The sequence below is a fragment of the Balneolaceae bacterium genome (assembly GCA_034521445.1).
In the GTDB taxonomy this organism is placed as follows: domain Bacteria; phylum Bacteroidota; class Rhodothermia; order Balneolales; family Balneolaceae; genus JAXHMM01.
This window is the reverse complement of the sequence record JAXHMM010000005.1, coordinates 513,215-535,787: the sequence shown is the minus strand read 5'-3', so window position 1 is coordinate 535,787 and position 22,573 is coordinate 513,215. Positions and strand designations below refer to the sequence as shown.

At 63.4% G+C, this 22,573-nt stretch carries 17 protein-coding genes, 1 tRNA gene and 1 riboswitch; of the genes, 5 read left to right on the top strand and 13 right to left on the bottom strand.

Going from position 1 to position 22,573, the window contains the following annotated elements; all coding sequences use genetic code 11:
- Positions 1-49 precede the first annotated feature (49 nt).
- The gene (locus U5K31_06410; GenBank protein MDZ7772354.1) at positions 50-2,623 is read left to right on the top strand and encodes a M14 family metallopeptidase; all 2,574 of its coding nucleotides are present in this window, start codon (positions 50-52) and stop codon (positions 2,621-2,623) included.
- An 18-nt stretch (positions 2,624-2,641) separates the two neighbouring features.
- On the opposite strand, the gene U5K31_06405 is transcribed toward U5K31_06410, so the two are convergent.
- The gene (locus tag U5K31_06405) at positions 2,642-3,949 is read right to left on the bottom strand and encodes a M28 family peptidase (GenBank protein MDZ7772353.1); all 1,308 of its coding nucleotides are present in this window, start codon (positions 3,947-3,949) and stop codon (positions 2,642-2,644) included.
- A gap of 156 nt (positions 3,950-4,105) precedes the next feature.
- Positions 4,106-4,201, top strand: a riboswitch (TPP riboswitch).
- A 60-nt stretch (positions 4,202-4,261) separates the two neighbouring features.
- Here U5K31_06405 and U5K31_06400 point away from each other — a divergent pair.
- Complete coding sequence (locus U5K31_06400; GenBank protein ID MDZ7772352.1) at positions 4,262-6,721, top strand: TonB-dependent receptor; 2,460 nt, start codon at positions 4,262-4,264, stop codon at positions 6,719-6,721.
- Between the two features lie 4 nt (positions 6,722-6,725).
- On the opposite strand, the gene U5K31_06395 is transcribed toward U5K31_06400, so the two are convergent.
- The 4 genes from U5K31_06395 to msrA form a co-directional block, all read right to left on the bottom strand.
- Positions 6,726-7,694, bottom strand: a complete 969-nt coding sequence (locus tag U5K31_06395; protein ID MDZ7772351.1) for a DMT family transporter — start codon at positions 7,692-7,694, stop codon at positions 6,726-6,728.
- Positions 7,695-7,760: 66 nt separating this feature from the next.
- On the bottom strand, positions 7,761-8,300 hold the full coding sequence (locus U5K31_06390) for a DUF2911 domain-containing protein (protein MDZ7772350.1): 540 nt from the start codon (positions 8,298-8,300) through the stop codon (positions 7,761-7,763).
- A 94-nt stretch (positions 8,301-8,394) separates the two neighbouring features.
- A complete protein-coding gene (locus U5K31_06385) occupies positions 8,395-9,507 on the bottom strand; it encodes an amidohydrolase family protein (protein ID MDZ7772349.1) in 1,113 nt (370 codons plus the stop codon).
- Positions 9,508-9,611: 104 nt separating this feature from the next.
- A complete protein-coding gene (gene msrA, locus U5K31_06380; protein ID MDZ7772348.1) occupies positions 9,612-10,262 on the bottom strand; it encodes a peptide-methionine (S)-S-oxide reductase MsrA in 651 nt (216 codons plus the stop codon).
- Between the two features lie 265 nt (positions 10,263-10,527).
- On the opposite strand from msrA, the gene U5K31_06375 reads away from it, so the two are divergent.
- Positions 10,528-11,154: a hypothetical protein gene (locus U5K31_06375; GenBank protein ID MDZ7772347.1), complete on the top strand. Its 627-nt coding sequence runs from the start codon at positions 10,528-10,530 to the stop codon at positions 11,152-11,154.
- Between the two features lie 52 nt (positions 11,155-11,206).
- Here the strand turns inward: U5K31_06375 and U5K31_06370 are convergent, their stop codons facing one another.
- Together U5K31_06370 and U5K31_06365 are read right to left on the bottom strand one after the other, a co-directional pair.
- A complete protein-coding gene (locus tag U5K31_06370) occupies positions 11,207-14,245 on the bottom strand; it encodes a PDZ domain-containing protein (protein MDZ7772346.1) in 3,039 nt (1,012 codons plus the stop codon).
- Positions 14,145-14,489 carry a hypothetical protein gene (locus tag U5K31_06365; GenBank protein ID MDZ7772345.1) on the bottom strand — a complete coding sequence of 115 codons (345 nt, stop codon included), beginning with the start codon at positions 14,487-14,489 and terminating at the stop codon, positions 14,145-14,147. The genes U5K31_06370 and U5K31_06365 overlap by 101 nt, the downstream gene beginning before the upstream one ends.
- 223 nt (positions 14,490-14,712) lie before the next feature.
- Between U5K31_06365 and U5K31_06360 the strand changes: the two genes are divergently transcribed.
- Positions 14,713-16,908, top strand: coding sequence for a PAS domain S-box protein (locus tag U5K31_06360; protein ID MDZ7772344.1), 2,196 nt, complete (start codon positions 14,713-14,715; stop codon positions 16,906-16,908).
- 28 nt (positions 16,909-16,936) lie between these two features.
- Here the strand turns inward: U5K31_06360 and U5K31_06355 are convergent, their stop codons facing one another.
- Positions 16,937-17,884: a sodium:calcium antiporter gene (locus U5K31_06355; GenBank protein ID MDZ7772343.1), complete on the bottom strand. Its 948-nt coding sequence runs from the start codon at positions 17,882-17,884 to the stop codon at positions 16,937-16,939.
- 166 nt (positions 17,885-18,050) lie between these two features.
- On the opposite strand from U5K31_06355, the gene U5K31_06350 reads away from it, so the two are divergent.
- On the top strand, positions 18,051-19,169 hold the full coding sequence (locus U5K31_06350; protein ID MDZ7772342.1) for a hypothetical protein: 1,119 nt from the start codon (positions 18,051-18,053) through the stop codon (positions 19,167-19,169).
- A 65-nt stretch (positions 19,170-19,234) separates the two neighbouring features.
- Here U5K31_06350 and U5K31_06345 read toward each other — a convergent pair whose 3' ends face one another.
- The 5 genes from U5K31_06345 to U5K31_06325 all read right to left on the bottom strand — a co-directional run bounded on the left by U5K31_06345 (position 19,235) and on the right by U5K31_06325 (position 22,572).
- Positions 19,235-19,390, bottom strand: coding sequence for a zinc ribbon domain-containing protein (locus U5K31_06345; GenBank protein ID MDZ7772341.1), 156 nt, complete (start codon positions 19,388-19,390; stop codon positions 19,235-19,237).
- Positions 19,391-19,444: 54 nt separating this feature from the next.
- The gene (locus tag U5K31_06340; GenBank protein ID MDZ7772340.1) at positions 19,445-21,310 is read right to left on the bottom strand and encodes a hypothetical protein; all 1,866 of its coding nucleotides are present in this window, start codon (positions 21,308-21,310) and stop codon (positions 19,445-19,447) included.
- Between the two features lie 68 nt (positions 21,311-21,378).
- Positions 21,379-21,467, bottom strand: a tRNA-Leu gene (locus U5K31_06335).
- Positions 21,468-21,618: 151 nt separating this feature from the next.
- Positions 21,619-22,170 (bottom strand): hypothetical protein, encoded by a 552-nt coding sequence (locus U5K31_06330; protein ID MDZ7772339.1) that lies wholly within the window; start codon positions 22,168-22,170, stop codon positions 21,619-21,621.
- A gap of 141 nt (positions 22,171-22,311) precedes the next feature.
- A complete protein-coding gene (locus U5K31_06325; protein MDZ7772338.1) occupies positions 22,312-22,572 on the bottom strand; it encodes a hypothetical protein in 261 nt (86 codons plus the stop codon).
- Between the last annotated feature and the right edge of the window lies 1 nt (position 22,573).

Here is a 22,573-nt window from a genome sequence, read left to right as displayed (position 1 = left end):
GCCACGCATCGACCGCGAATTGAATGCGAACTGATCAACCCGGATACGCATGACTTCCAACACATACTTTCGCTCCTCCTCGACCCTCCGCGCACTCATCCTGGTCCTGCTGCTGGGCGCGCTGGCCCCTTTCCGGGCCGCCCTCGCCCAACAGGGACCGCAGTCTCCGGAAGAATTCCTAGGCTATGAGCTGGGCGAGCAGTGGACGGTCCACCACCGCGTGGTGGACTACTTTCGGCATGTGGCCGAGCATTCGCCCATGGCGGAGCTGAAGGTCTACGGCCACACCAACGAGGGACGCGAGCTGGTGCTGGCCACCGTCTCGCAAGCCTCCAACATGTCGCGCCTGGAGCAGATCCGCACGGGCAATATGAGGCGGGTGGGCCTGGCCGACGGGGAGCTCCCGTCCGACACCACCGGCATCGTCTGGCTCTCCTACAACGTGCACGGCGACGAGACCTCCAGCAGCGAGGCGGCCATGAAGACCCTCTGGGAGCTGGTGCGGCCCGGCAACGCCGAGACCAAGCGCTGGCTTTCCAACACCGTGGTGATCATGGACCCCATGGTCAATCCCGACGGGCGCGACCGCTATGTGCACTGGTACCGCGAGACGGCCGGCGAGGAGCCCAACGCCAATCCCGAGGCGCGCGAGCACGACCAGCCCTGGCCCGGGGGACGAACCAACCATTACTACTTTGACCTGAACCGCGACTGGGCCTGGCTTACCCAGACCGAGAGCCGCCAGCGGGTGGCCGAGTACCAGCGCTGGCTGCCGCACATCCACGTCGACTTCCACGAGCAGAGCTACAACGACCCCTACTATTTCGCCCCGGCCGCCGAGCCCTTTCACCTGGCTATCACCGACTGGCAGCGCGAGTTCCAGTACACCATCGGCCGCAACCATGCCCGATACTTCGACCGGAACAACTGGCTCTACTTCACCCGGGAAGTCTTCGACCTGTTCTATCCCAGCTACGGGGACACCTACCCCATTTTCAACGGCGCCATCGGGATGACCTACGAGCAGGGGGGAGGCGGCTCGGCCGGGCTGGCCGTGGCGCGCGAGGCGCGGGGCGACACGCTCACCCTTCGCGACCGGCTGCTGCACCACCACACCACGGGTCTTTCCACCGTGGAGGTGGCCTCCCGGCACGCCGGACGCATGGTGCAGGAGTTCACGGACTACTACCGCACGGGCGTGGAGAATCCCCAGGGAACCTACAAGACCTATGTGATCGACGGGGAGAACAATCCCGACAAGCTGCGGGGACTCTTTGAGCTGCTTGACCGCCACCGGGTGCGCTACGGCAAGGCCCCGGGCAGTCGCGCCGTGACCGGTTACAACTACCGCACCGGCGCGGAAGAGCGCGTGGAGGTCACCGAAGACGACTGGATCGTGAGTGCCTACCAGCCCAAGTCGGTGATGGCCCGCATCTTCTTTGAGCCGCGGCCTGAACTGGCTGACTCCCTCACCTACGACATTACTGCCTGGGAGCAGCACTACGCCTTCGGGCTGGAGGGTCACGCCCTCACCCAGCGCATCGATCCCGTGCCCGCCGCCGCGCCGGAGGAGAGCGTCCAGGAGCCCGCCCCTGCCGGAGCCACTCCCTACGCCTATCTGGCCCGGTGGAGGGACCTGGACGACGCGCGCATGCTGGCCGACCTGCTGCAGGAGGGCGTGCTGGTACGCAAGGCCACCGAGCCCTTTGCCATCGACGGGCGCGATTACGGCCCGGGCACCCTGGTGATCCTTCGCAACGGCAACGCCGCCATGGGAGAGGCCTTCGACCGGACGGTGCGGGAAGCGGCCGGCCGCTACGGGGAGGAGCTGCACGCGGTCTCCACCGGCTTTGTGAGCGGGGGACCCGATTTTGGTTCGGACGCCGTGGCGGTCGTGGAACCGCCGCGCGTGGCCCTGCTGACCGGCAGCGGCACCTCGTCGGGCAGTGCGGGCGAAGTTTGGCACTTTTTTGAAAAGCAGCTGCGCTACCCTGTGCACCTCATCAACACCGATGACTTCGGCGGCGCGGAGCTCTCAAACTACGACGTGCTGGTGCTGCCTTCGGGCTACTACGGGCAGGCTCTTTCGGACGGCCGGCTGGCCGAGGTGCGCGAATGGATCTCCGGCGGCGGCCGGCTGGTCGCCCTTGCGGGTGCCAACGGCTTTCTCGCCGGACGCGAGGGCTTCGCCCTGCAATCGAAGTCGCCCGACGCTTCCGCCGGGGAGCAGGAACCGGAGGAGCCCATGGACCTGGGCACCTACATACGCCGCCAGCGCCAGAACATCCCCTCTTCCAACGCGGGATCCATCTTCCGGGTCACCCTGGACAACACCCACCCGCTGGGCTACGGATACGGGGAGCACTACTTCAGCCTGAAGCTGGACGCCGACGCCTACGCTCCCCTTGAGCGAGGCTGGAACGTCGGGGTTACGCCGGAGGGCAGCCACATGAGCGGCTTTGTGGGACACCGGGCCGGGCAGCGCATCGCCAACACCCTCACCTTTGGCGTGCAGGGCATGGGAGGAGGATCGGTGGTCTATATGGTGGATAATCCGCTCTTCCGCGCCTTCTGGCAGAACGGCAAGCTTCTTTTCGCCAACGCCGTGTTTATGGTGGACTGATCCGGGCTGTCCCGGCTGTCAGAACTGCAGGGTGAAGGTGTGCTCCTCGCCCTCCCGCACGACGGTAACCTGCGTCTCGGCGCCATCCTCCAGCGTATTGAGGGCCTCCATGTAGCCGTAGATGTCCCCCACCTCGCGGCCGTTCAGCCTCACGATTACGTCGCCGCCCCTCAGGCCTGCGCGGTCGGCGGGACCCCCGCTTCGCACGCCGGTGACGCGCATGCCCTCCCCGTCGAAACCATAGTCGGGCGTCACACCCATGGTGGGGCCTTCCATGGCCACCTCGCGCGACTGGGTGACCGGCGCTTCGGTGTAGGCCAGGCTGGACCGCTCCAGGGTGTCCATGGCCGAAACCAGGCGGCGCAGGTGCTCCAGCACCCGGTCCTGGCCTTCGTAGTTGACGTACTGGGGATCGTCCGACGGGCGGTGGTAGTCGGCGTGCGTGTCGGTGAAGTAGTGCAGCACGGGGATCTGCCGGTTGTAGAAGCTGGTGTGGTCACTGGCCCCCGTTCCGTCCGGGACGGTATCAATCTGCAGGGAGTCGGCGGGGTCGGCGGCGGCCTCCAGCAGCTCCTCCCAGCCGCCGGAGGATCCGGTGCCGAAGATCATCAGCCGGTTGTCCTGCAGGCGCCCGATCATGTCCATGTTGACCATGGCTATGACGCTGTCCAGCGGCACGGTGGGGTTTTCCACGAAATGCTGGGAACCGAGGAGTCCCATCTCCTCCCCGGAAAAGGCCAGGAAGAGCATGCTGCGCTCCGGCGGATGCTCGCTGAACCAGTGGGCCAGTTCCAGCACGCCCGCCGTGCCCGAGGCGTTGTCGTCGGCCCCGTTGTGGATCTGCGGCTGTGCGCGGTCGAAAAGGGATCCGAAGCGTCCCATGCCCAGGTGGTCGTAGTGCGCTCCGATGACGATGTACTCGCCGGGACGGTCGGTGCCGCGCACCAGTGCGGCCACGTTGCGCGCCAGCCGTTCCTCGTCGGCGAAGGAGGCGGTGTCGGGGCTATGGGGGTTGTTGAGAATGGACATGTTGACGGTGAACTCCTGGTACCAGGAGGAGCCGCCGGCGTCTCCCGCCGGCTCCAGTCCGAAGTCGCGGAAGTGGTCGGCAATCCAGGCGGCCGCACGCGCCGAGCCCGCGGTGCCCGTCTCGCGACCCCGCAGCGAGTCAGAGGCCAGGAAGGCGATGTGCCGCTGCAGGTCGGCCGCCTCGATTTGGGGTTGCAGCTGCGATGTGCCGGGATCGTCCCCGTCTCCGCCCCCGCAGGAGGCCAGCAGCACGGCGGTTGCGAGGAGGGTAAACAGGAGCGGGAACAGATTTTTCATGGAAATGAAGTGGCTTGGGTTCGCGTGGGTCGACTCCCAAGGTAGGCATATCGCCGTTATCAGCCAAGGTTTGCGGCGGGCCCAGATGTAGTGACCCGCCGCTCTTGCCTTCCTGGGGCCAAGCCCCTATCTTCTGCGTCTTACACCACACACCGACTCAAAGGTTGGGGGTGCTTGCAACTGCGGGCTGAGATCATACCCTGAGAACCTGAACCGGATAACACCGGCGTAGGGAAACCTCGAACCGGCACCTGCCGGCGCTTTTCTTGCAAGTCTACCTCCTCCTCTTATAACCATAAGACGGAGGATTCCATGTTATTATCCACGCTTTTCACGGGCGCAGGCCCGAAACGAAGCTGCCTCGCCCTCGCTGCGGCAGCCTTTCTACTTTTCACCCTGGGCTCCCATACCCTGCAGGCGCAGACCGTCAGCGGACGGGTGCTCGACGCCGGGACGGGCGATCCCCTTCCCTCGGCCAACATTCTGCAGGCGGGCACCTCCAACGGCACGTCCACCGGCGATGACGGTACCTTCCGTCTCACCATGCTGGAAGATGCCTCCCCCATACTGCGAATCACCTATGTGGGTTACCGCACCCGGCGGGTCAACGTAGAGGAGGGGGGCACCGACCTGGAGATCAGCCTGGAACCCACAGCCGTGCTCAGCAACGCCGCTTTTGTGAGCGCGCTGCGTGTAGATGAGTCCACTCCCATGGCCTACGAGAACATCTCGCGCGAGGAGCTTGAAAAGAGGAACCTGGGACAGGACGTACCCTACCTGCTGGGCAACACCCCCTCGGTCACCACCACCTCCGACGCGGGGACGGGCATCGGCTACTCTGCCATCCGCATCCGCGGGGTGGACCAGACGCGCATTAACGTCACCATCAACGGGGTGCCTCTCAACGACGCGGAGTCGCACGGCGTATTCTGGGTGAACCTGCCCGATCTGGCCTCCTCCGTGGAGAACATACAGATCCAGCGCGGCGTGGGCACCTCCACCAACGGCGCGGCCGCCTTCGGTTCGAGCATCAACATCCGGACCACCGGTATGAATCCCGAGCCCTACGGGGAGGTCAACACCTCGGTGGGCTCCTTTGCCACCCGCAAGGCCAACGTGATGCTGGGCTCCGGGCTGATGGACAACGGCTGGCAGTTTGAGGGACGCCTCTCCAAAATTGCTTCCGACGGCTACATCGACCGCGCCTGGTCTGACCTGAAGTCCTTCTACCTCTCCGGCTCCAAACAGTGGGAGAACAGCCTGCTTCGGGCCGACGTCTTCGCCGGCGAGGAGCATACCTACCAGGCCTGGTACGGGGTTTCGGAGAGCCGCCTGGAGGAGGACCGCACCTACAATCCCGCCGGACAGGAGAAGGAGGGCGAGCCCTACGACAACCAGACCGACAACTACCAGCAGGACCACTACCAGCTTCACTACTCCCATGATTTGGGGGAGCGCTGGAAGGCCAGCGCCTCCCTGCACTATACCTACGGCCGCGGCTACTACGAGGAATACCACGCCGGGGAGCCGCTCGAGGATTACGGCATCGGACCGGTGCAGGCGGGTGGGGAGACCGTGACCCAGAGCGACCTGGTGCGCCGTCTCTGGCTGGACAACCATTTCTACGGGGGCGTCTGGTCGGCCGAATACCGCGAGGAGGGCGCGTTGACGGTCACCGCGGGCGGGGGTTACAACGAATACCTAGGCAGCCACTTCGGGGAGGTGGTCTGGGCCCGCTTCGCGGGGCAGTCCGACGTGGACGAGCGCTACTACGACAACGATGGCGTCAAGACCGATTTCAATTCCTGGGTAAAGGCCAACTGGTATCTCACCGACTCCTTCAACGTCTTTGCCGACGCACAGGTGCGTCACATTACCTACGAATTCCTGGGCGTGGACACCCGCCCGCGTCCGGGCGGCGGCGAGGAGATCGTCAACGTGGAGCAGACCGACCGGCTCACCTTCTTCAATCCCAAACTGGGGGCGGTCTGGCGTCCCTCCCCGGGACAACGGGTCTACGTCTCCCTCAGCGTGGGCAACAAGGAGCCCACACGCGACGAGTACGTGAACTCCACCCCCGAAAACCGTCCCGCCCACGAGAGCCTCTACGACTGGGAGCTGGGCTGGCGCGCCACGGGTCCCACCTGGCAGGCCGGGGTGAATCTCTACTACATGGACTACAAGGACCAGCTCATCCTGACCGGCGAGATCAACGACGTGGGGGCCTACGTGCGCAGGAACGTGCCCGAGAGCTACCGCGCGGGCATCGAGCTGCAGGGCGGACTGCGCCTGCTCCCCGGGCTGGAGTGGTCAGGCAACGCCACCCTCAGCCGCAACCGCATCGAACGTTACACCTACTACCTGGACAACTACGACACGGGCGGCCAGGAGGCCGACGTTTACGAAGACGCCCCCATCGCCTTTTCGCCCTCCCTGGTAGCCAACTCCATGCTCTCCTTTACCGCGGGGGAATTCACCGGGGAGTGGACCTCCAAGCACGTCTCCCGGCAGTACCTGGACAATACCGGCTCTCGCAGCCGCTCGCTGGACCCTTACTGGATCAACGACCTGCGCTTCTCCTACGGTTTCGGGGGACTCGATTTCGCGCAGAACATACGGGCCACGTTGCAGCTCAACAACATACTGGACCATCGCTACGAGTCGAACGGCTACACCTTCGGCTACATCAGCGGGGGCGAAAGGCAGTTCTTCAACTACTACTACCCGCAGGCCGGCCGCAACGTCATGCTGGAGCTGAGCATGCGCTTCTAGAGACTCATTCGCCGCTGGTGCCGGCCACCACGTTCACGTCGTCCTCCCCGTTGTCCGCCTCGCCCTGCCGGAGCCGCGCGCGACGCGCTCCGGCGTCGATGATCTGGATGAGGATGGCGCCGCTGACGATGAGGAATCCTGAAAGCAGCTCAAGCAGCGAGGGGTTCTTGCCGATGCTCAGCCAGGCAATGAGGATGGCGGCGACGGGCACCATGTTGCCGTAGAGCACCACCTGGGTGGGGCCCAGTTTTCGCAGGGCTCGTACCTTTACCCACTGGCCGATACCCACGCCTACGGCGCCGCCCGCCAGGATGGCGATCCAGGTCCACGCCCCCAGCGAGAGCCAGGGCTCCCCGGCCAGCGCGGGGGAGGCGATGACCAGGTAGAGGGCGCCCCCGATGGCGGTGCGGAGGGCTACCACGGAGACCGACCCGTATTTGCGGGCAAGGGGCTTGATCAGGTGCAGCTCCACCACCGTGAGGGCCAGGGCGGCGATCAGGATGAGGTCGCCCAGCCAGTAGCCTTGCTCGGGCTGCAGTCCGTCGAGGGCCAGGACCACCGTGCCCGCCATGGCCAGCACGATGCCAAGGTAGCCGAAACGTCCCATGCGCTCGGTGCTCAGCAGGTAGCCTAGGCCGGTACTGATGGCGGGTCCCAGCGCCAGCCACAGGGAAGCCCGCGCCCCGTGGGTGAGTCCCAGTCCCTCGATGCCCAGCCAGGGCGCCAGGGTGGCGCCGATAACGGAGATGACCAGCATGCGGGGCCAGTCGGAGCGGTCGAGTTTGGGGAGGAAGGGGACGTAGGTGCCGCTCGTGCGCGCCTCGTCGCGGCACTGGTACCAGAGCACGGCAAACATGGCCAGTCCCCCCATGGCAAAGCGGGAGACGCTGAATGAGATGGGCTTCATCTCCATCAGGGCCACCTCGGCCAGGATGAAGTTGGCTCCCCAGAACAAGGTAAAAAGTAGAAGAATGCCGTGGTGGGGCAGGGCCCCTCCCGGCCTTGGCGCATTATGTGACCCGTCGCTGTCGATCGGCGGTCAGGCTTCGATGGTGAAAGGCACCCGCACGTTTTCCCAGTGCAGTACGCGCTCGGCCGACGATTCGGAGAGGTTGCGGAAATAGATCATAAACCACTCGCGCATGGGGGCCTCCTCGGCCTGTACGTCCACGCGGATCACGTCCTGCGAGGCGTCGTACTGGGTGCCCCAGGAGAGCTGGGAATTGAGGATGATGGTCCAGTTTCCGTTCTCGCGGGGAATGGAGTAGAGGGAGTAGGTGCCCGCCTCCACCGTCTCTCCCTCGACGGTTACGTCGCCGGAGAAGGTGATGGCGGTGGATTCGTTGGCGCCGGTCCTCCAGACCTCGCCCCAGGATTCAAGTCCGCCGAATACCTGGCGGCCTTTCACGCCGGGCCGGCCGTAGGTGATCGAGACCACGGTGGTACCGATGGTCTGGCTCACGGATGCGTTGGGACTGGCGCGCACCTCACCGCCGCCGCGCTCCTGGGCGGACGATGTGTAGGGAAGGAGCAGGGTAAAAAAGCCAAGCAGTACCGAAAGGGTCAGCAGTCGTGTCATCGAAGTCATGATCGAGGGTTTTTATTTTGGGTACGTATGCCAGGTAAAGGTTCGTCCATTGTAAAACGGCACGCGGGTTCTCATCCGCCGGAACCTACTCGGACGGGAAGAGTGACTCGTCGATGCCGGGAATAACCTTCAGGGCGTTCTTGTAGTAGACCTTGCGCAGCACCTCGTCGGGCAGGTCCATTCCGTACATGCGCCAGAAGGCGTGTCGCTTGCGGTAGTATTCGAAATACTCGTCGGCCGTCTCGAGCACGCGGAAGTAGACGTAGTACTCCTCGGGCCGCCAGGTGTCCTTGCCGAACATGATGCGGTCCTGGTAGTCGATGAAAAACTGGCGGGCGAAACGGGGCTGCCGGCCCAGCTCGCCGATGACCGCAGCGATTTCGGTGTAGACGTTGGGATAGGTATCCAGCAAGTCGCCCAGGCGGGCCAGGTCGTTGCCCATCCAGCCCAGGTGGGCGTTGATGAAGGTGGTCTCGGGATGCTTCTCGAAGACGTGCCACTGCTCCGACATCACCTCCTCCCAGGAGGGATATTCGTCGGGATCGCGGTGGCGGTTGGGAAACATTTTCATCTCCAGCCAGCGCTCGTTGTAGCGGTCGATGGGGGCCCAGAAGACGGCCGGCTCGCCCGTGTGGATGAGCACCGGGATGCCCAGCTGCCCGCATGCGGCCCAGACCGGATCGAGGTCCGGATGGTCGGTGGGGATGCGGTTGCCGTCCGCGTCGGTGGCGGTCAGCCCCAGGTTTTTGAAGATCTTGAGGCCCTGCGCCCCGTTGGCCACGTCCTCTTCCAGCTGTTTCACGGTGCGTTCGGTCCAGTCCTGCGTGCCGAAGCCGTCAAAGTCGAGGTTGGCGAAGACCAGGAAGCGTCCCGGCGCCTGTTCGCGGATGTTGGCCGCGGCGCCGCTGATCCGCTCGCCGCTGCCGCCGCTCAGGTTGACCATCACGCGCATGTTGAGGGTGTCCATGTGCGCGGCGACCGTGGCGAGGTCCGCCTCATCGGAGGACATTTGCCACTGGTGGTTGTGCACGTCCACAAAGGGGAACTTGGCCCGGTGGACGGGGTTTTCGGGTACCACCAGCGTGGAGACCGGATCGTACTCCTCGAAGGTCATGGTGGTGTCGGCCTGGGCGGCCGCGCGTCCGGGCAGCAACAGGGCCGCACAGAGGATAAGGAAGGGGAGTTTGGAAAATCTCATGGCAGCAGATTGGTTGGAGATCGCATCAACCGAATATAGCATACCAGAGAGAATAATCAGAATGGCGCGTCGGCCTTCCCGGCCCCGCGTCCGCTCAGCGTGAGCTAGTTCCCCTTGATGAGGTGGGCGAAATCCTGCCGGAGCTTTTTCAGCTTGGGCGCAATGACCACCTGGCAGTAACCGGCGTTGGGGTTGTTCTTGTAGTAGTTCTGGTGGTAGTTTTCCGCCTCGGAGTAGTTGGCGAGGGCCTCGATTTCGGTCACGATGGGGTCTTCCCACAAGTCGGTGGCGTCGGTCTCCCGAAGCGACGCTTCGGCTTGCTCCTTCTGGTCCTCGTTGTGGTAGAAGATCACCGAACGGTACTGCGGTCCCACGTCGGCGCCCTGCCGGTCTTTGGTGGTGGGGTTGTGGGTGTGCCAGAACACGGTCAGCAGCTGCTCGTAGCTGATGACCGAGGGGTCGTAGGTGAGGCGGGTCACCTCGGCGTGGCCGGTGGTGCCGGTGGTCACCTGCCGGTAGGAAGGATTCTCCACGTGTCCCCCGGCGTACCCGGCTACTACCTTCTCCACGCCTTTGAGCTCTTCAAATACGGCTTCCACACACCAGAAGCATCCCGCTCCGAAGGTGGCCTGCTGCAGGTTGGATGAAGACATATCGGGGTGGGTTTGTACGTTGGAGGATTGTGCATGCGCGGGTGAGGCCCCGGCCGCAAGCAGGAGCCCCGTCATGGTGAGGATGGTCCACAGATTTTTCATGGCGCAGGGCGGTGGGTTGGGTTCGCATGTATCCGGGTATCGTATATATGTAACATGGCGCAGGCTTGATTGGTTCGGCCCCTCCGTAATTTTCGTGAAAATGGTACATAGTTTCGTCTATTCTGGTAAATTATACGGGCATCTGCTTTTTTATATTACCTGAACGAATTGCATGTGGCAGAAATCCGCGTCCATTACGTCCGGTTCACTCATGTCATTCCATCCGTCACGTTTTATTCTCCTTGTTTTCCTGGCCTGCTTAGCCGTGATTGCGGCAGGATGTTCCTCCACGCAGAGCTACTTCCTGGACCCTGAGTATGCCTCCGAAAAGACCAAGGCTTCGGTAGGCATCCTGCTTATTGAGAAGAAGTTTTTCCCTGACGTGTACAGCCACACCTTTGGTTCCCTGCGCACTACGGAGGTGCAAACCTTCCGCCAATTTCTGGAGTCCCACTTCAGCACGGCTGCCGAAACGGAGACGTGGCTGGTGCCGGGCGAAGCCGTCGCCGGGCGGGGGGACTTCCGCTCGCGCCTTTTCAGGGTGGATGCGGATTCCTTTCATGTGATGGTGCCCGAAAATCGCCAGGCTCTTGCCTTTCCGAATCGCACGCCCCGGTTCCTGTTGATCCTGGACCAGTTTCATTATCGCCGGACGTTAGAGTCCAGCTCCGAATCCAACTACGCCGGACATGAGGGCAGCGAGCTGCAGCTGCTGGTTTTTGAGACCCGTTATCTCTACTGGGACGTGGTGCAGGAGCGGGTAATCGGCTACGGCACGGCCCGAGGCCAGAAAAACCTGGTGTCGGAGGATCCTGCCGTCTCGGAGTACTCCGAGGTGCTGTCGGAGGCTGTGACCCAAATTGCCCGCTGGGGCCCTATTATTACGCCCTGACGGCAGTGTTCGGGTGCCTCTGTCCACCGCAGGCCGGCAGGTGCGCCGGGGATCAATTCCAGCCCGAGGTCTTGTCCGCGCGGCGCCATTTGACCGGGGGCGGCGGCTCTTTCTTGAGCACCACGTCTTCGGTCTGCAGCAGCCGCAGGGCCTCCTGCACGGCGCGTTCGAGCTGGGGATCCTCCCCGGCGATCACCCGGGCCGGTTCCTGCCGCACGGTAATGTCGGGCGCGATGCCCTCTCCTTCCACCGCCCATTCGCCCTGGGCGTCGATGAAGCCGCCCCGGGGGGCCACCATGCCACCCCCGTCGATGAAGGAGGGGGTGTCCCACGTGCCTACCAGTCCCCCCCAGGTGCGGGTGCCGACCAGGGGACCGATTTCCTGGTCGCGGAACATGTAGGGCAGCAGGTCGCCCCCCGATCCGGCCCGCTCGTTGACCACCATGACCTTGGGTCCCCAGAGTCCCGCCATGGGCGTGGTGAAGGGCGGGTGCCTGTCGCCCGCCCTGCTGTTGAAATACCCCATCAGCTCGCGGTTCATGACGTCGATCATATAGTCGGCCGCCGAGCCGCCGCCGTTGTTTCTCTCGTCAATAACGGCGCCGTCCTTGTGCTGCTGGGCGAAATAGTAGCGGTTGAAGTTGCTGAATCCGCCCCCGCCCGTGTTGGGCAGCCAGACGTAGGCGAGGCGCCCGCCGGACAGTTCGTCCACCTTGCGGCGGTTGGACTCCACCCAGGCCGTGGTGCGAAGCTGCGACTCGCTGTCCACCGGCACCACCTCCACGGTGCGCGCGTCCTCCATGTCCGGCGTGTCGCTTACGGTCAGGATGGTGTTACGATCGGCCGTACCCTCCAGCAGCCGGAAGGGATTGTCGGAGGAAGTCAGTTCCACCCCGTTCACGGCCAGCAGGTAGTCGCCCTCCTCCACGTCCACGCCCGGCGCGGCCAGCGGGGCCTCCAGTCCGGGATTCCAGTCCTCGCCGGTAAAGATGCGGGCGAAGCGGTAGCGTCCCTCGGCCGCATCAAGGTCGGCGCCCAGCAGTCCCACCTCTATCTCCTCGACGTCGGGGAAATCGCCGCCCCCGGTGTAGGAGTGTCCCACGCTGATCTCCCCACCCAGGATGTCGATGAGGTAGTTCATGTCGGAGCGGTGCCGTACGTGATCCACCCAGGGACGGTACCACTCGTAGATCTGCTGCCAGGGCGCTCCGTGCTGGTTGTCCACGTAGAGAAAGTCGCGCTGAAAGCGCCAGCCTTCGCGGAAAATCTGTGCGTACTCCGCTTTGGGATTCACCCGCACCTGCACGTCGTCGATGTCGAGGGCGCCGTCGCCGGGCTCGGCGGGTCCCCCGTCCGTGGACACGATGCCCCAGGTGTCCCCGCTGCGGTAGAGGAGGGAGCCGCGGTCGTGGGAGACCACCGCATTCTGCACCCCGCCCATGAAGTCAACCGAGGCGCGGCCGTCCACGCTGTAGCGTTTGAGGGTGCCGCCTTCCCGGTAGAAGACGTGGTTCTCGGGACCGGGTAGCAGGCCGGAATACTGGGCCTCGGGGATATCCGCCGCCACGATACGGTCCATGATGCCCTCGGGATCGATGACCACGTTGCCGGAGCCGGAAGCGCCGCTTTCGGCTTCCTCCCCGGAAGCGTCGTCCTCCCCGTCATCCTCTTCCGCCGCAGGCTCCTCGTCGCTGCGCGGCAGGAAGGGGGAGGGGGTCTCCTCTGCAAGAAGGGCAAGGTAGAGCCCATAGCTGGTGGTGCGGTCGTAGGAACTCATGTCCAGCCAGCCGGTGTTGAGTCCGAAGTCGGTGCTGGCCAGGAAGTAGAGGTACTTGCCGTTCTGGTCCCATACCGGGTCGATGGCGTCGGCCATACCGTCGGTGAGGCGGTGGGTCTCCCCACTCTCCACGTTGTGCACCATGATGACGCGGTACTGGCTCTCCAGGCGCTTGGCGTAGGCGATCCACTGCCCGTCGGGCGACCAGACCGGGTTCATGGTGCGCTCGGGGTGGGCGTAGCCGTCGGTGTCCACGTGCGTGGCCTCGCCGCTCTCCACGTTTACGTACCAGAGGCGGTAGTGGGTGTCGGTGTAGGCGATGCGCTCGCCGTCGGGCGACCAGCTTGGCGTGAAAAAGAAGCTGGGCTCGGGCAGCTCGACCGTACGCGGCTCGTCCAGGCCCTTCTGCCCCGCCAGGTAGAGCCGGTATTCGCCGCCGGCGTCGGAAAACCAGGCCAGGGTCTGTCCGTCGGGCGACCAGACCGGGTAGCGGTCGGCGGCCCCGCTGCTCTCCGAGAGGTTGCGGAAGCTCCCGTGCTCGCGAGGGACGGTCACAATCTCGCCCCGGTGCTGGAAAGCGGCCCGCTGGCCGGTGGGTGATAGGGCGGGGTTGGCCAGGTCGCCCGCATCAGCCTCTGCGTAACGGGGACGCGCCCAGGTCATGTCGCCTTTCACACGGATTACGATCTGCCGGTGCTCGCCGGTTTCGGGATCCAGCTCATAGATCCAGCCCCCGTTTTCGTAGACGATCATCCCGTCGCCGGCGTCCAGGTGCTTGACGTCAAACTGCGAATGGAAGGTGCGCTGCTGCAGTTCGTCAGAGTCGGGGTTATAGGACCAGATGTTGTTGGTGAAGTCGCGCTCTGACAGAAACCAGACCTCCCCGTCCAGCCATACCGGGTCGGTGTGGCGCTCGCGGTTGGCGCGCGGGACGGTTTCGAGGGCGTAGTCGTCCATGTCCACGATCCAGATGGGCTTGGCCTGTCCCCCGCGGTAGTTCCTCCACTCGGGATCCCAGAAGGAGACCGGCTGGTAGGCGATGCGTCCGCCGTCGGGCGAGAGCTCGCCCGCGGCGGCCCGGGGAATCGCCAGGGCCTCGGGCTGTCCCCCGTCCAGGCTGACGCGATAGAATTTGGAGCTCTGGGTGGGATGGCCCTGTCGTCCCGAGACAAAGAGCACGCCCTCCCCGTCGGGCGTCCACCCCGTCACCCGGTCACCGTCCCCGTGCCAGGTGAGGCGGGTGGCCTCGCCGCCATCGGCTGGAATGACATAGACGTCGGTGTTCCCGTCGTACTGCGCGCTGAAGGCGATCATGGACCGTGGGCGAGGAGTGCGGGTCGGTCTCCCCGCCGGCGTGGCTGGTCAGCCTGCGCGCCTCTCCGCCCTGGCGGCCGGTGATCCAGAGGTCGTTGGCATAGGCGAATACGATGTGCTCCTGGCTAACCGTGGGTTCGCGCAGCAGACGCGTGCCCTGGTCCTGGGCCGACAGGAGCCCGGCGCCGGAGAGCCAAAGCAGCGCAGCAAGGGTGCAGGTGACGAGGGTGGTAATGGATTTCATGGGAAAGGGATTGGTTGACATTTTACGGGAGCGGCCGGGTTGCGGGGCCCGGATACCGCCGTCCCCCAATTTAAAAGACTCTGCGGGAAAGGCAATGCGCAGATGGCAGGCGGGCCGGCCGGATGGCAGCCGGTTACCTATTTGCATACCATTTGGTTATTATGACCTGTGCGGTAGCGTCGGAGCCACCGCACAGGTATACAAGGGCAGATAACGAACAGGAATGGCCGATCAAACAAACAGGATGGGAGCACGGGGACCGGTTCCCTACCAGACCCTGGTGCAGTCTGTCAACGGAATTGTCTGGGAAAGCAACGCCGAGACCTTTGAGTTCAACTACGTGAGTCCTCAGGCAGAGGAGATACTCGGCTACCCGGTGGATCGCTGGTACGAAGACAATGCCTTCTGGAATGAGCACATCCACCCCGACGACCGCGACTATGCCGTCACCTACTGCCACCGAGAGGCCAGCGCGGGGAGGGACCACACCTTCGAGTATCGCATGATGGCGGCGGACGGCCGCGTGGTCTGGCTGCGGGACGTGGTCACCGTGATTCACCGCGAGGGGGAGTCCAACCTGCTGCGGGGCATCATGACCGATATCACGGATCTGAAGGAGGCGGAAGCGGCCCGCCGGCGGGAGCGGCGGGACAAGGAGGCACTGATCAACAGCACCAGGGACCTGATCTGGAGCGTGAGTCCGCAAATGGAGCTGATGGCGGCCAACGAACCCTTCCTGGACCTTATGGAAGAGCTGGTCGGCCGGCGCATGCAGCCCGGCGACGATCTGGGGGCTGTTGCGAGTGCGGATGAGAAGGAGGGCGGCTTCTGGATCGCACAGTACGAGCGCGCCCTGCGCGATGAGTCCTTCGTCATTCAGAACACCAATCCCCGGCTGGGAGAGGACCGCCTCTGGTGGGAGACCAGCCTCAGCCCCATACGCGAAGGGGAGGAGATCGTCGGTATTGCCTGCAGTTCGCGCAACATCACCCGACAGAAGACGGCCGAGGAGAAGATGCGCCGCGCCAAGGAGCGCTACGACATCGTCTCCCGCGCCACCAACGATATCATATGGGACCTCGACCTTGTTGAGGAACACATCACCTGGTACCGCTCGATACAGGATCAGATGGGCTATGACGTACGGGAAACCTCGCTTGACTGGTGGAAGGACCATCTGCATCCCGATGACCGCGAACGCGTGGAGCACAAGCTGGAGCGCCATATCGCGGAGGGCTGCGAGAAATGGGAGGACGAATACCGGTTTGCCGTATCCGACGGAACCTACCGCTATTTTTACGACCGGGGTTTCCTGGTTTGGAACGACTGTGGGGAGGTAGATCGCATGATCGGATCCATGCAGGACATTACCGAGCGCCGTACCTACGAGGACAAGCTGGAGCAGCTCTCCCTGGTGGCCTCCAAGACTACCGACGTGATCATCATCACCGATGCCGAAGAGCGCATTACCTGGGTAAATCAGGCTTTTGAGCAGCTTACAGGCTATTGTTTTGAGGAGGCGGAAGGCCGCAAGCCGGGCGAGCTGCTGCAGGGGCCCGATACCGATCCGGATACGGTCGAGAGGCTGGCGCGTGCCGTGGAAAGCGGGGAGAGCATACAGGAGGTGATCCTCAACTACGACAGGAACGGGGAGGCCTACTGGCTGGACATGACCATCAATCCCATCTTCAATGAGGAGGGCGAGCTGACAAATTTTATCGCCATCGAAAAGGACGTCACCGACCAGAAGACACACGAAAACCGCATTCGCGATGCGCTCAAGGAGAAAGAGACCCTGCTGGCCGAAATCCACCACCGCGTAAAGAACAACCTGGCCGTCGTCTCGGGCATGATGCAGCTGCAGGCCTACGACGAGGAGAACGAGGAGATCCGCAACAAGCTGCTTGACAGCGTGATGCGCATCGGGTCCATGGCCACCATCCACGAGCAGCTCTACCAGTCCAGCTCCTTTTCGGAACTCGATTTTTCGGACAACCTGAGGAGCCTGGTGGACAATGTCGTAAAAACCATTCGCAGCCGCGCGGAGGTGCGCATCGCCTACGAGCTCGAACCGATCAAGCTGAACGTCAACCAGGCCATTCCCAGCTCCCTCATCGTCAATGAGGTGGTGACCAACAGCATGAAGCACGCTTTCCGGGACAGGGAGAGCGGGGAAATTCGGCTGTCCCTTGCCGAAGAGGAGGAGAGCGTCATACTGGCGGTGGCCGACGACGGGGTGGGTCTGCCCGACGATCTGGAGGTGGAAAACAGCCAGACGCTGGGAATGAACCTGATCCGTACCCTGGCCGAGCAGCTGGACGCCGATTACGCCTACCGGTCCGAGGGGGAGGGAAGCCTTTTCGAGCTGCGGTTCTCGCGTTCGGAGTTTAAAGGCATCGGCAGCTCGCACCTGCAGTAGCCGGTCCGATGTGTGAGAGGGGGCGGCGTCAGATCAGCCAGGCGCCGGCGAAAAAGCAGGCGTAGAGCGCCAGCAGCAGCGCGCCGGCCGGCCGGCTTACCCGGCGGCGCCACATGCAGAAGGTGACGATGAGCACCGCGGCCACGCAGAAGGGCCAGTAGAAGGCAAGAATTTCGGTGCTGACCGGCAGGGGACGCACCAGGGCAATGGCCCCGGCGTTGAAAAGGAAGAAGGCCAGCACGGAACCCAGTACATTGCCCACGCTGATATCGGGCCTGCCCTTCAGGGCGGCCGGCAGTTCGCGGGCCACCTCCTCCACGCTGACCAGCAGGGCCAGCAGCGTCATCCCGAAGACCGTCTCCGAGAGGCCAAATCCCCCGACAAGCCGTTCGGAGGAACGTACCAGCAGTTCGCTGCCCGCCGTGATGGCCACCAGCGAGCCCGCCAGCAGGGCCAGCGATTTGCCCCTACCGGGCGGACGCTCTTTCTCGAAAACCTCTGCCATCTCGCCGCCGGCACGGATTTCTAATCCGCGCCGCCCCATCCGCAGCAGCCAACCCACCCCGCCCGCATAGGCCGCCAGCAGCAGGGCCCCGTCGACACGGGAGAGCTGCCCGTCCCAGCCCAGCAGGCCGGGCAGCAAAACGGCCGCCACGGGTACGGCCAGGACCGGTCCCGGTGCCGATTCGAACTCCATGGGCGCGACGAGCGCCGTGAATCCGAAGGCCAGCGCGACGGCTACCATGGCCGCGCCCATGATCGAGCCCAGGGCGATGCCGCTGGCCCCCTCCCACGAGGCCACGGCCCCCACGGCGAGGTTCTCCGGATCGAAGCCGATGAAAATGATGCTGATCAGGAAGGCGGAAAGGCCGAAATGGAGAGAGCTTCCCACGGTACCCTCCACCAGTTTTTCAGAGAAAAAGAGAACCAGGGCGAGTCCGGCGGCGAAGAGTATGGCGGCGGTGAGCATGCTCATGGCCCGTTAAATTAGCAAACGTGAGCATATGCGCAAGATGGCGTGCCGGTCCTTATTGCACTTTCGGTTGCCTTGGGCTATCCTGTTCCAGGATGTACCCCGCCGGCCGTGCGTTCGGGCAACCATTCTGGACCCCAAAATTTTAATACGACAAGATCCCTTTCCCATGCGAAATATGCTTGCTCTACTGTTAACGCTCCCCCTGCTCATAGCCGCCTGCAGCGGCGAATCCGGCACCCCGGCCGACGGGGAGATCCGCATCTCCGAACTGCCCCAGGTCCGCCCGCAGATGACCGCACGGGTCGATTCGGCCGACACCAGCTATTTCCAGCATCTCGGGTACAAGTCCGTGCCCCGGGAGGACGGAAGTTTCGTGATATACGACCGCGAAAGCGGCACGCTGTTTCATCTGGACGCCCAGGCACAACTGCTGCAGCGCCTCACACGCAAGGGCAGGGGCCCGGGCGAAGTGCAGGACATCACCTCGCTCATGGAGACTCCGGAGGGCGGGCTGCTGATATATGACCAGCGTAACAACAAGGTTATACGATTCGGAAGCGACCTGGCCTACAGGGACGAATTCACGCCGGAGCCTTTTGAGGGGGGCAACCTGGTATCGGTCTATCCGGGGGCAAGCGACACCACCTACATCATGCGCTTCGGCACGAGCGAGTGGCTTCGGGATCCCTCCGAGGAGATGGATATGGTGCTGGTCCCCTACTTTCCGGAGTCGCGCCGTTACGGCACGTCCCACCGCATGCACGACCGTTATTTTGCGCACCGGATCATTTCCGACCAGGTTGTGGGAGGCATGATGGTCCCCTACGCCCCCACACAGAGGATCCGCTACCACTCCGCGTCGGGGAACCTCTGGTTTCACCTAACCGGCTCGGAGGAGGTCGCCGAGGTGAGTGTCCAACTGGACACACTCCGCACCATCCAGCTGAACCTTCCGGGCGAGGATCTTTCGTCGGTCGAAAGGGACTCCCTGCGTAAGGGCGTGGAGCAGCAGCAGTGGGAGACGCTGCAAGAGGATCTGCCCGATATCAAAGCGCCGGTGGACAGTCTGGTTGTGGGGACCGGCGGGGATGTCTGGCTGGAACTGAACTACCGGGGCGAATCTGACCGTTGGCTGGTGCTCGGCGATGAAGGTGAACCCAGGTACGTGGTGCACCTGCCCAAGGGTTCGCTGCTGCTGCATGTCTCCCCGCGGAATCTGGCCGTCAGGCTTGACCCTGTGACACTGGCACTGTTCGAGGGTACTTCTTCCTTTGAAAGTCCCTGAGCCGTTTCATGGCCGCGGACAGTGAGGCGTAGCTGCGCGTGCGCTGAAGAGGGAGGTGGGGCACACTAGAGAAGAAACCACGCCAGCATCAGGGCAATCATGATCCAGGCCGCGATCTGTACGGAGGTGCGCATACGCGGGAATTCGTAGCCGCAGATGGGACAGGCCTCGGCGGAGGCGTCCACCTCCATGGCGCAGCCGGGGCATTCTCGCTTCTCCATACGGGAAAGGATAAACGATTAAAGGGTAAAGCGCAGGTAGCCCTCGTGCCCCGGTTAGGGACCCTGCTGCCAGTGCAGCATGGGATAGTCGTTGGTGACGGTCACCCAGATGTCGGCGAAGTCGAGGGCGTCCATCTCATCCTCGGCCGAGGGGCCCTGCATGGCGTCGGTGGTCAGACCGGTGGTGCCGCTGTCGCTGCCGATGCCCACACCGGAAGACTGTCCCGAGTTCTCCTCGTCCCAGTAGCCATTCTCGACCGTGCCGGCGTTGGCGCCCGCGAAGCCGCCCACGTCAAAGTTGCCCGTCACCGTTCCAGCGGCAAAGGAGAGGGAAATCCGACTGTCGCTGTTGACCGCGCCGGCCAGACCGCCTACCGTATCGTTGCCGCTGACGGCGCCGAGGGCGTAGGAGTTGACAATTTCCGACTGCGGGGCAGCCACGCCTGCCAGTCCCCCCACCTTCTCGTCGCCGGTCACGTTGCCCGAGGCGTAGGACTCGTCGAGGGTACCGTTGTGGGTACCCAGCAGACCCCCGGTGTCGGTGCCGGTTCCGGTCACGTTGCTGGTAGCGTAGGAGCGAAGGACAGCGGCGGCGTTTTCGCCGATGAGTCCCCCGGTGTAGCTTGCGCCTGTAACCGTCACGCCGGCGCCGGCGTCGGTGACCTGCGCCTCGCCCTCCTCCTCGAGTATGCGTCCGATAAGTCCACCGGTATAGTCGGCGCCCACCACGGTGCCGGATGCGGTTACGCTGTCGACGGCGGTACCGTCCAGGTAGCCCGCAAGTACGCCCGTGTGAGAGCCTCCCGTCACGTCGGCGGTCTCGATGACCAGGTTGCGGATGGCGCCGCCCGAGACGTAGCCGAAGAGTCCCACGTCGGTCTGCCCGCCCCGGTCGATGAAGAGATTGGAGATGGTGTATCCCTGACCGTTGAAGGAGCCGGTAAACTGCACCACGTCGTCGCCCAGCGGACGGAAACCGCTGCCGGCGTTCCAGGCAGAGGTGGGGGTGGCGTCGATGTCATTGATAAGTTCAAAGTGGCTGTCCGTGTAGGAATTGATCAGCTGCAGCTGATCGAGGGTGGAAACCTGGAAGGGATTATCCTCCGTGCCGTTACCCCCCTCGAAGTCGTCGTTGGCAAAGACGGCCTCCACGGTCATGTTGCTGTCCACGGTAACCGTGAGGGGATTGTCGGTCTCGTCGACGTCGCCTGTCCAGCGCTCAAAACTCCAGTTCTGGTCGGCTTCGGCGGTCAGATCGACCTCCGTACCGGCCACGTATTCACTCTCGTCGGGATCGGCTGTCACCGAGCCCTGCCCCTGGGTGTTCACGGTCAGGGAGAAGGTTCGTTTGACGAAGACCGCCGTCACCTCCTTGGGGCTTTGGACGGTCACCCAGGCCTTGTTACCGTCGGTCGAGTCGACGTCGCCCTCCCAGGAGTCGAAATTGTAGTCGAAATCGGCCGCGGCGGTGAGATGGACGATGGTGCCGTGGTCGTAGCTGGAGGTGTCGGCGTCCATAACCTGCTGCATCACCTGTCCGCCTCCCTCGGTGTTGACGATCAGTTCGTAGTTCTTCTTGACAAAAAGGGCGGTAAGCGCGAGATCTTCTGTCACTTCGAGTTTCAGCGGATTGTCCGCCGTGTTCAGGTCGCTGGTCCACTTGGAAAAGGCGTAGCCCTCGGCGGGTACGGCTGTCAGCGTGAGGGAGTCGCCACGCGCGTAGGTGCTGTCAGCTGTGGGGGTGATGGAGCCGGCCCCTGTGGGATCCACGGTTACCGACACGTCGTAGTTGACCGAGCCGGAACCGCTGAAAATGTCGCACGACTGTATCATCAGTCCGGCTACAAGAATGAGAAGGATGGCGGAGGGCCGCAGAAGGCCCATGGCCGATTCGGTGGCATTGCGGAAGGGGGTACGCATGGTCTGGATGATAAGTGAACAACTAAGACAAAGGCCCGCTTATGATGAAAGCGGGCTGCAAATGGGTATGGTGCCCTGGACTGGAGTCGAACCAGCACTCCCACAAAGGGGAACTGCCCCCTCAAGACAGCGCGTCTACCAATTCCGCCACCAGGGCAGGGGGGTACGTGAATCAGGCATCAAATATAGCGGTTTTAGGGGATAATCATAAAATGGAATGACGTCCCAAATAACCTTTGGTGACGAATGGCTGCCGGACGGATGCAGGCGGTCCGATGCGTTGGAGAGGCCGGAACGGAATTGCGGTTTCAGTCTTCTTCCAGCTGCTTCTTCACGTAGTCGTTCTCCGGGTCCATCTTGTTGGCCTGCTCGTAGTAGGTGCGGGCCTTGGCGTCCTGGCCGGCGCGCTGCATCAGGTCTCCCATAAGGATCCAGTTCTCCACATCCTTGGGGTTGTTGCGGATGCGGTCGAGCAGGTAGGAGACGGCCTCGTTGCCCTGATCACTCATGATCATGTGGAGCACCCGGTTGCGGTGGGCGGCCGGGGAGTCGTCCAGGTCGATGGCGCGGTCAAAGTCCTCTTTGGCCTCGTCCAGCTCTTCCATCTGCAGGCGCGCAAAGCCCCGCAGGTTGTAGAGCCCGCTCTTTTCGGGATCGTACCGGATGGCGTCGTCCAGTGCCTCCACGCTTTTCTCCCACTGGTTCAGCTTCTGCATGACCATGGCCTCCAGGTGGTAGCCGTCGGCCGAATCGGATTCCATGCGCTGCAGCTGCCGGGAGACGTCGAGGGCCATGTCGTAATCTCCCTCTTTGAGCAGGGCCAGCCCTTCTTCCAGTTGCTCTTCAAAACTTATGGACATTGCGTTGTGCTTGATTTGGTGGAGTGTGTTGGAATTCGTCTTCAGGATAAGAGAACAACAGGTCCCGCGGTGCATCCATTCCGACCTCCGACTTCGGACTTCCCGACTTCCCGACTTTTAGACTTTCCGACTTTATGACTTTTAAGACTTAGAGTCTTCATCTTGAATCTCCTCGTACTCGGCTTCCTCGATTTCGTCGAAGCGGTCGCCCCGCCCGTCCGGTCCCTTGCTCGCGGAGCCTTTCTGGCGCTGTTTCTGCTCGTTCATCTGTCGGTTGAGGTTGCGGAAGGTGCGGAAGATGATGTGCGCGTTACGGCGGGCGGAGGCGGGCAGAAATACCCGTGCGATCACCTTCACCAGAAGGTAGATCAGTACCATGACCGCTATGGTTTTCAGCAGCATG

Coding starts and splice junctions, on each gene's coding strand:
- U5K31_06410 (MDZ7772354.1), top strand. CDS start 50: ATGACTTCCAACACATACTTTCGCTCCTCCTCGACCCTCCGCGCACTC.
- U5K31_06405 (MDZ7772353.1), bottom strand. CDS start 3,949: ATGAAAAATCTGTTCCCGCTCCTGTTTACCCTCCTCGCAACCGCCGTG.
- U5K31_06400 (MDZ7772352.1), top strand. CDS start 4,262: ATGTTATTATCCACGCTTTTCACGGGCGCAGGCCCGAAACGAAGCTGC.
- U5K31_06390 (MDZ7772350.1), bottom strand. CDS start 8,300: ATGACACGACTGCTGACCCTTTCGGTACTGCTTGGCTTTTTTACCCTG.
- U5K31_06385 (MDZ7772349.1), bottom strand. CDS start 9,507: ATGAGATTTTCCAAACTCCCCTTCCTTATCCTCTGTGCGGCCCTGTTG.
- msrA (MDZ7772348.1), bottom strand. CDS start 10,262: ATGAAAAATCTGTGGACCATCCTCACCATGACGGGGCTCCTGCTTGCG.
- U5K31_06370 (MDZ7772346.1), bottom strand. CDS start 14,245: ATGATCGCCTTCAGCGCGCAGTACGACGGGAACACCGACGTCTATGTC.
- U5K31_06365 (MDZ7772345.1), bottom strand. CDS start 14,489: ATGAAATCCATTACCACCCTCGTCACCTGCACCCTTGCTGCGCTGCTT.
- U5K31_06360 (MDZ7772344.1), top strand. CDS start 14,713: ATGGCCGATCAAACAAACAGGATGGGAGCACGGGGACCGGTTCCCTAC.
- U5K31_06355 (MDZ7772343.1), bottom strand. CDS start 17,884: ATGAGCATGCTCACCGCCGCCATACTCTTCGCCGCCGGACTCGCCCTG.
- U5K31_06350 (MDZ7772342.1), top strand. CDS start 18,051: ATGCGAAATATGCTTGCTCTACTGTTAACGCTCCCCCTGCTCATAGCC.
- U5K31_06345 (MDZ7772341.1), bottom strand. CDS start 19,390: ATGGAGAAGCGAGAATGCCCCGGCTGCGCCATGGAGGTGGACGCCTCC.
- U5K31_06340 (MDZ7772340.1), bottom strand. CDS start 21,310: ATGCGTACCCCCTTCCGCAATGCCACCGAATCGGCCATGGGCCTTCTG.
- U5K31_06330 (MDZ7772339.1), bottom strand. CDS start 22,170: ATGTCCATAAGTTTTGAAGAGCAACTGGAAGAAGGGCTGGCCCTGCTC.
- U5K31_06325 (MDZ7772338.1), bottom strand. CDS start 22,572: ATGCTGCTGAAAACCATAGCGGTCATGGTACTGATCTACCTTCTGGTG.